Annotated in this window: 5 protein-coding genes; all 5 read right to left on the bottom strand. The window is 39.7% G+C overall.

Annotated elements, in window-relative coordinates:
- Positions 1-155: 155 nt before the first annotated feature.
- The 5 genes from glnE to tsaE are packed head-to-tail and all read right to left on the bottom strand — an operon-like array spanning position 156 to position 7,984.
- Positions 156-3,089: a bifunctional [glutamate--ammonia ligase]-adenylyl-L-tyrosine phosphorylase/[glutamate--ammonia-ligase] adenylyltransferase gene (gene glnE, locus HMPREF2732_RS08445; protein WP_083304371.1), complete on the bottom strand. Its 2,934-nt coding sequence runs from the start codon at positions 3,087-3,089 to the stop codon at positions 156-158.
- Positions 3,090-3,092: 3 nt separating this feature from the next.
- Entirely contained in the window at positions 3,093-4,046 is a 954-nt protein-coding gene (gene miaA / locus HMPREF2732_RS08440) for a tRNA (adenosine(37)-N6)-dimethylallyltransferase MiaA (RefSeq protein ID WP_070592467.1), read from the bottom strand.
- 1 nt (position 4,047) lies between these two features.
- The gene (gene mutL, locus HMPREF2732_RS08435) at positions 4,048-5,895 is read right to left on the bottom strand and encodes a DNA mismatch repair endonuclease MutL (protein ID WP_070592463.1); all 1,848 of its coding nucleotides are present in this window, start codon (positions 5,893-5,895) and stop codon (positions 4,048-4,050) included.
- Positions 5,896-5,903: 8 nt separating this feature from the next.
- Complete coding sequence (locus tag HMPREF2732_RS08430) at positions 5,904-7,502, bottom strand: N-acetylmuramoyl-L-alanine amidase (protein ID WP_070592461.1); 1,599 nt, start codon at positions 7,500-7,502, stop codon at positions 5,904-5,906.
- Between the two features lie 11 nt (positions 7,503-7,513).
- A complete protein-coding gene (gene tsaE, locus HMPREF2732_RS08425; protein WP_070592459.1) occupies positions 7,514-7,984 on the bottom strand; it encodes a tRNA (adenosine(37)-N6)-threonylcarbamoyltransferase complex ATPase subunit type 1 TsaE in 471 nt (156 codons plus the stop codon).
- Between the last annotated feature and the right edge of the window lie 146 nt (positions 7,985-8,130).

Below are 8,130 nucleotides of genomic sequence, written 5' to 3'. Positions count from 1 at the left end.
ACCCCGAGCTGAATGGCTTGGGGTTTTTGTTTATAAAGTTTTGTGAAAGATTACTTTGACAATATAAGTGCAGTAGAAAGTTAGGCTGTTTTTACGTAGAGAATATATAAAAAGGAGTTTATCCCAAATATCTGGAGATAGACTCCTTTAATCTTTTAAGAAAATAGCTTATTCCAGAAAGAACAAACAAACTCTCTTTCTTCTGCAAACGCCGAATCATCAACAATGACAGGATTTCCTAATAAGTTCAGGTGATGAATTTTATTACGTAGTGTCACGTAGCAGGATTTGAGCTTTTCACATTCTGTTAGAGAAATAATGTGATATTCTGCCATTGAATCAAAGATACGGACGTTATCAGACCATTTGGTTAATATTGGATTAGCTGGGGCATTCGCAAGCATCAGATACTGGGCAATAAATTCAATATCAGTAATGCCGCCACGATCGGTTTTGATATTAAAAAAGCCGTCTTTTGTATGAGATAAATGGTCGTACATTTTTTCACGCATTTCTCTTACTTCGATTTTTAGCTGATTAATATCTCTTTGAGCGGAAAGTACATTACAGCGAATTTTTTCAAATTCTGCTTTTAATTCAGTTTCACCAAAAATAGCACGGCTACGGACAAGCGCTTGTTTCTCCCATGTCCAAGCCTCATTGAGTTGATAGTTCTCAAATGCTTGAAGTGAACAGCCTAATAAGCCTGCATCGCCTGAAGGCCGTAAGCGCATATCAACATCGTAAAGTATGCCTGCACTGGTATTCATACTAAAAATACTGACAATTTTTTGAGCCAATCTTAAATAGAATTGATTACTATCAATGGATTTTTTTCCACCAATGGTTTGGCCTTCAACAGCTTGGTATAAAAAGACTAAATCCAAATCAGATTTATAACCGAGTTCAATTCCGCCTAATTTGCCGTAGCCAATAACTAAAAAGCCTTTTTCAGTTTTATCTACAAGATGTTCGGGGACCCCAAATCGTTGACTGACTTGTTGCCAAGCAAAATTGACAACCGCATCAATGATTGCTTCAGCCAGATAAGTGAGATGATCGCTCACTTTCATAACAGGCAATACGCCGAGAATATCTGCGGCTGCAACGCGTAATAAAATAGACTGTTTGAATTGGCGTAAACCATCAATAAATTGTTCTTCATCATCTTGCGGTAATCGCAGCATATATTGCTTCAATTCATCAGGATACTGTGTGAACGGCAATGGATTACGTAGCGCTTCAGTATTTAATAATTCATCAAGTAGAATAGGATAGCGAGCCACTTGTTCAGCGATCATCTGGGATTGCGCACATAGTTCAATTAGCTGCTCAATGGCTTGAGGATTTTCTAAGAGCAATTCCAAATATGTCGTTCTACTCGCAATTTTATCGATAATATTAAGAATGCGTGGCAATAAAGTACGGTAATTTTTTTGCTCAAATATTTGGGTAAAGATATTTGGTAATAAGTGAGCTAAAACTTCTCGACCACGAGAGCCAATAACACGGCGCGCAAGCCCCTCTTTGAATTGAATAAGTTTATCTAAGATATCGGAAATTGCGTTATCATCAATGTGATTATCAATCAGCATTTGTTCAATGTCATCAAGATCACTTTCTAAAAAATCAATCCACTGACTATTGTCATCGGTAGGTTCATCTTTTTCTTCACCAATTAATGCATCAAAAACTGACCGCACTTTTTGTTGGTGTGCTTGTAGTATTTGATAGAAATCATCCCAGTTTTCAATTGGATAAGATTTCATCGTAGTTTGATTGTTCTCATCTAAATAAGTGTATTCTCGACAAGCAACCATTAATCTAAGGCGATTTTCTTCATCTGTTGGGAGAAGTTGCGTTTGTTGATCATCAATGGCTTGTAGCACGTTTTCAGTACGACGAAGGAAGATATAAGCGTCTCTTAATTCATGATATTGTTGAGGCGTAATTAAACCAAGATCTCGTATTTCAGGGAGAAGTTTAAGCAATTCATGTTGTTGGAGCTTAATCTCACGTCCACCTCGAATCAGTTGAAAAACTTGCACAATAAATTCGATTTCTCGAATCCCACCTGCACCTAGTTTAATATTGTCTTTTAAGCCGCGACGACGCACTTCACGCTCAATTTTACCTTTCATTTCACGTAAAGCTTGAATCACACTAAAATCAATATAGCGTCGATACACAAAAGGACGAAGTAATTGTTGTAAGGTTTTTACATTGGGATCTTGCGCATCAGCGCCTAAAATACGCCCTTTGATCATGGCATAGCGTTCCCAATCTCGCCCTTGATCTTGGTAATATTGCTCCATTGCCGAAAAACTTAAGGCAAGTGCACCGCTGTCGCCAAAAGGACGAAGACGCATATCTGTACGATAGACAAAGCCATCTGGCGTAAATTGATCCAACGCATTAATTAGACGTTGTCCTAAACGGGTAAAAAATTTGGCGTTATCAACGGCTCGTCTTGCTCCAACGGTTTCGCCTTGTGAAGGATAGGTAAAAATTAAATCAATATCAGAGGAGAAATTTAGCTCAAAACCACCTAATTTTCCCATGCCAAGAATATAGAGTTGCTGTGGGTTGCCATTTTCATCGCAAGGCGTGCCCATTTCTTCGCAAGCTTGTTTATATAGCCAATCTCTCGCACCAATGATAAGGCTTTCAGCAAGTTGAGAAAGGCAAATAAAAATTTCTTCTACGGTGGCAAGATTCAAGCTTTGACAGAAACTGAGTTTTGCCATTTCTTGATTACGAAAATCTCGTAGCGTTTTGTAAAGCTGTTCTTCGTTTTGGATAGTGGAGAGTTGGTCAGCTAAACGGCTAGCGTAATGTTGACAATCTGAAAATTGAGGAGGATGTTGCCACCATTGAGCTAAAAAGTGCGGGTGTTTTTTTAAGACTTTTTCCAAGAAATCAGACAGACTGATAGCATAGTTTATTTGTCCGATTGGTGTCGTGAGATCTATTGCATCCCGCTCGATTTGTTGGGTTATTTCATCAAGATTCATTTCAGGGAAATGTTGGCAAAGCACTTCGCCAAGTTGAATGAGTTTTTCAGTCGAAAGCGGAAGTGAAAGCGCCATAATTTACCCCTTAAAATGTTCGTCAATCTTGCGTAGTACGATTTCTTTGGCTTGTTGCGGTTGCAGACTATCTAGCCAATTTAATGGTGTTTTCCAGCCGCGCAGCCAGGTGATTTGTCGTTTTGCTAATTGGCGAGTCGCACAAATGCCACGGAAGACCATTTCTTCATGATCATAGTCACCACGTAAATATTCCCACATTTGGCGATAGCCCACACAGCGGATAGAAGGCAAATCAGGATGGAGATCTTCTCGTTGATAGAGTTTTTCCACTTCTTCTTGGAAACCTAATTCGATCATTTTATGGAAACGTTGTTCGATACGTTGATGCAATACCGCACGATCTTCTGGTGCAATAGCAAATTGTAAAAATTGATAAGGCAATTCTTCGCCTTTTTGTTCAGTTAATTCCGTTAATGATTTGCCCGTTAAATAGAATACTTCTAATGCACGATTAATGCGCTGTGAATCATTTGGATTAATACGCTCTGCAGAAATAGGATCAATTTTTTGTAATTCTTGGTGAAGTGCTGGCCAGCCAAGTTTTTGCGCTTTTTCTTCAATCTCTAAGCGTAACTTTTCATCAGCAGATGGAAGGGGAGAAAGGCCTTCAATCAATGCTTTGTAATACAACATGGTACCGCCAACCAAAAGCGGGAATTTACCTTGCGCGGTAATATCAGCCATTTCTCTGAGCGCATCATCATGAAAATTCATCGCAGAATAACTTTCAGCGGGATCTAAAATATCAATTAAGCGATGAGGGGCAAGGGCTAGTTCCTCTTTAGAAGGCTTTGCCGTACCAATATCCATCCCTTTATAAATTAATGCAGAATCGACACTGATCACTTCTACTGGCAGGCTTTGACGCAATTGAATAGCAAGATCTGTTTTTCCTGAGGCCGTCGGCCCCATCAGAAAAAGTGCGGTTGGTTTGGAGTCAGTTTTTTGTGTCATATTACAAATCAGTTAAAAAAGGCTGCCAGTTAATCGGTTTCAGTAATGTATTAAATTTTTCTTGATGAGCTTTATTCAGTAAGCGTTCCGTTTCACTTAATAAGCTGACTGCATCCGCTAACACTTGAATTGGTTTCATCTCTAGCGTTTGACAAAGTGCGGTCAGAAAATCAGGCATATTTTCTAGATGTTCAGCAAGCAGGCTCACCACACATTTTTGTAAATTTTGTGTACGTAAAATTGCAGGCACTTTATTTAATGTAAGGCGTAGCTGGGCTTCATTTTCAATAAATTCAAAACCACTTTGTTGGAAAAAAGCTTTTTGTTTTTGCCATTGTTCAAATTGTTTTTCATCTAAACGGAAAATAATCGGAATGAGCAATGGTTGTTGTGGAATTTCACCTTGCTGTAAGGTTAATTCATAATTTAAGGTTTGCAATTTAGCTAATGACATCAAATAAAACTGCTGATTTTGTTGTAAAAGCAATGCTTTATTTTCAATTAATGCCAATGCACGTAAATAGCCTGCATCACTTGTCTGTGGGAGTTGTTGTTCAACGACAGGTGTTGTTAAAACTTGAGATGCTTCTGTTGGACGTACTAATTCACCATATAAGCGTTGTTCGGTCTTTGTAGGTTGTTCACGATAACCATACGACGGAACGTAATCACTACGGTTTGAAAAGTGCGGTCGATTTTCAGATTGTTTTTCACGAGGCTGATGATAATTCGAGGCGAAAATATTTTGCCCTGCCGCTGCACGATTGGGTTTTGGTTCATAGTGGGTTTGATATGAAGCTGAAGGCTCTCTTGCCTCATTCATCGTTGACGCTAAATCCAATTCAGCTTGAGGAATGGCATTGAGCGCATTTGTTACGCCTTGGCAGATAAAATCATGAATTAAACGCGCTTGATGGAAACGCACCTCGTGTTTTGTTGGGTGCACGTTGACATCGACATCATGTGGATTGAGATCGATAAATAGTACAAATGCAGGGTATTGCTCAGTATGCAAATGCTCCGCATAAGCTTGACGAATGGCGTGGGTGATCACTTTATCGCGCACCATTCGTCCATTGATATAGCAATAGCTTAAATCATTCTGAGAACGGGTAAATTCAGGTGTCGCCACCCAGCCAGAAAGATGCAGATCATCATGTTTCCAATCAATACGTAAGGCATGTTGAACAAAATCATCGCCACAAATGGCAGCAACGCGTTTTAGTTGTTGTTCTTCATTTGCCGCTGGGCGGTATTGTCGAACAATTTTGCCGTTATGAGTGAGCGTAAAAGCGATATTAAATTTTGCTAAAGCAATTCGGCGAATGACTTCATCAATATGAGCAAATTCTGTTTTATCGGTGCGTAAGAATTTACGACGAGCTGGCGTGTTAAAAAAGAGATTCGCCACTTCAACTGTTGTACCGACTGGATGAGACGCAGGTTTAATTGTAGTTTCCATCTCTTGTCCCTGTGCGTAAACCTGCCACGCTTCATTTTGCTCAGCTGTGCGAGAGGTAAGCATGAGACGAGAAACCGAGCTGATACTAGCAAGGGCTTCACCGCGGAAACCTAAACTTAAAATGGCTTCGAGATCATCAAGATCGGCAATTTTACTGGTTGCGTGTCGAGCCAGTGCGAGGCTTAATTCTTCTTTAGGAATGCCACTACCATTATCTCGAATACGAATCAGGCTGGCGCCGCCGTTTTCAATATCAATATGAATTTTATTGGCACCGGCATCAAGGCTGTTTTCCACCAATTCTTTCACCACAGAGGCAGGGCGTTCGACCACCTCACCTGCGGCAATCTGATTAGCCAGCTGTGGAGAAAGAATTTTGATTGCCATAGGATTCCTTATTTTTCTTTAAGTTTGATTTTTTGCCCAGTCACGACTTTGCCGTTTTTCAATGTTGGGTTCAGCTTTAAAAGACGATTAACCGGTACATTGTATTCACGAGAGATAGCATAGATAGTTTGATCGGCTTTCACTGTATGGTAAAGCGGGGTTTCTTTCTTGCCATCATCTTTCTTCTCATTTCCTTTTGAAGAAGTGTCTTTTTTCTCAGGCTCTTTTTTATTCTCAGCTTTTTCTTGTTTTTGATCTTTTTTAGAAACGGCTTTTTCAGCTTCAACAATTTTGCTGTTTTTTCCTTTGTTATCGGCTTTGGCTTTATCATCCGATTTAGGTTTTTCTTCTACCTTTTTGCCTTTGCCGTTATCAGGAATTTTAATGGTTTCATCCAGCCAAAGTTCTTTACGTTTTAGTTTATTTAATTCAATGATTTCGCTGACTTTTACATCGTATTTGTTCGCCAGGCTACCAATGCTTTCACCTGGTTTCACTTTATGACGTACGCCGCTGTCTTTGACATCGGAAGTGCGGTCAGATTTTTCAGTGTTTTTCTCTTCTTTTTTGATCGGTTCTTCTGCTTTTTTGCCTTTGCCATTATCAGGAATCTTAATGGTTTCATTTAACCAAAGTTCTTTCCGTTTCAGTTTATTTAAGTCAATGATTTCGCTGACTTTGACATCATATTTATTTGCTAGGCTACCAATGCTTTCACCTGGTTTCACTTTATGGCGAATACCGCTGTCTTTCACATCGGAAGTCGGGTCAGATTTGTCATTGTTTTTATCGCTTGATTTTGTAGATTTGCTGTCTTGCTCATCACTAGGCGGGACGGCAATCGATTTTAAATTGCCATTGCGATAAGCAACCAAACCTTCATAAATCATATAAGCAATACGACGACGATAAGCAATGGTATTCAGTTTTTGTTCTTCTTCCATATTGGAAAGGAAACCTGTTTCCACCAGAACAGAAGGAATATCGGGTGAACGCAATACGCCAAGGCTTGCATGTTGTGGTGTGCTGCGGCTTAAGGAGGTGACTCGAGCAAAGCGACGTAAAATACTGTTGCCAAGTTCGTAGCCTGTACGTTGGCTGTGACCAAACTGCAGGTCGAGTACAGTTTGATCTAAATATTTGTCATTGTTATTTGAAAGTACTTTACCGGCTCCGCCTAAAAGCTCAGAGCGTTTTTCATCGTCTTCTAACCATTGTCCCATTTCATCGTTGGCACGACGATTGGATAGTACCCAAACAGATGCACCACGTTGGTCTGAATTAAGAGAGGAGTCCGCATGGATAGAAACGAGGAAATTTGCTTTATATTTACGTGCAATTTCGGAGCGTTCAGGCACCGAAATGTAGTAATCACTACTGCGTGTTAAGACACCTTTGAAGTTAGGATCTTTATCTAATAAAGCCTTTAATTCTCGTGCGATAGAAAGGGTGACATTTTTTTCATAAATGCCGAGATTTTTTCCGATTGCACCGGGATCTTTACCACCGTGGCCAGGATCAATCGCAATTGTCCATTGTGGGGCGGCAAATACGGTAGTAGAAATTAGAGAAAATATTCCAAAAAGAAACGAAAATTTTGCTTTCATGTAAGTCAGTTTTATAGTTGTGTCAAAATATGCTCGCCCACCAGATTTTGAGCAATTAGCGTAATGTTGCGAGCATCGTCGTAATAATCAATATTCACCAATAAATCAGCCTCGGGAAGAATACCTTCACCTTTTTCTGCCCATTCGATTAAGCAGATGCAATTTTGGCTGAAATAATCACGGATACCCATAAATTCCAATTCTTCAGGATCGGCAAGGCGATATAAATCAAAGTGATAAATCATTTTCCCTGCAATGCTATATTCTTCCACTAACGTATAAGTAGGGCTTTTGACATTGCCTTGGTAGCCTAAACCTTGCACTATTCCACGAGTCAGGGTGGTTTTCCCTGCACCAAGATCGCCATTAAAATAAAGCACAATGGCATTATCTTTCGGTTGTTTTACAAGCACTTCTGCGAGTTTTTTACCAAAACGGAGCATTGTGCCTTCATCAGGAATGTATTGGGTGAATTCGGTCATTATTAGAGTTATTTTTTAGGTTAAAGTTTCTAGGGGATTTTATCGTATTTTGAAGGGAATATGTAGGGAAAATACAATAAAAAAATCCGCTGCTTTTCAGCAACGGATTGAGAATTTGGAGCGGGAAACGAGGCTCGAACTCGCGA

This window comes from Haemophilus sp. HMSC061E01, assembly GCF_001810345.1.
GTDB lineage: Bacteria > Pseudomonadota > Gammaproteobacteria > Enterobacterales > Pasteurellaceae > Haemophilus_D.
The sequence above is the reverse complement of the archived record's forward strand: the minus strand, read 5'-3'. Positions and strand labels throughout refer to the sequence as shown.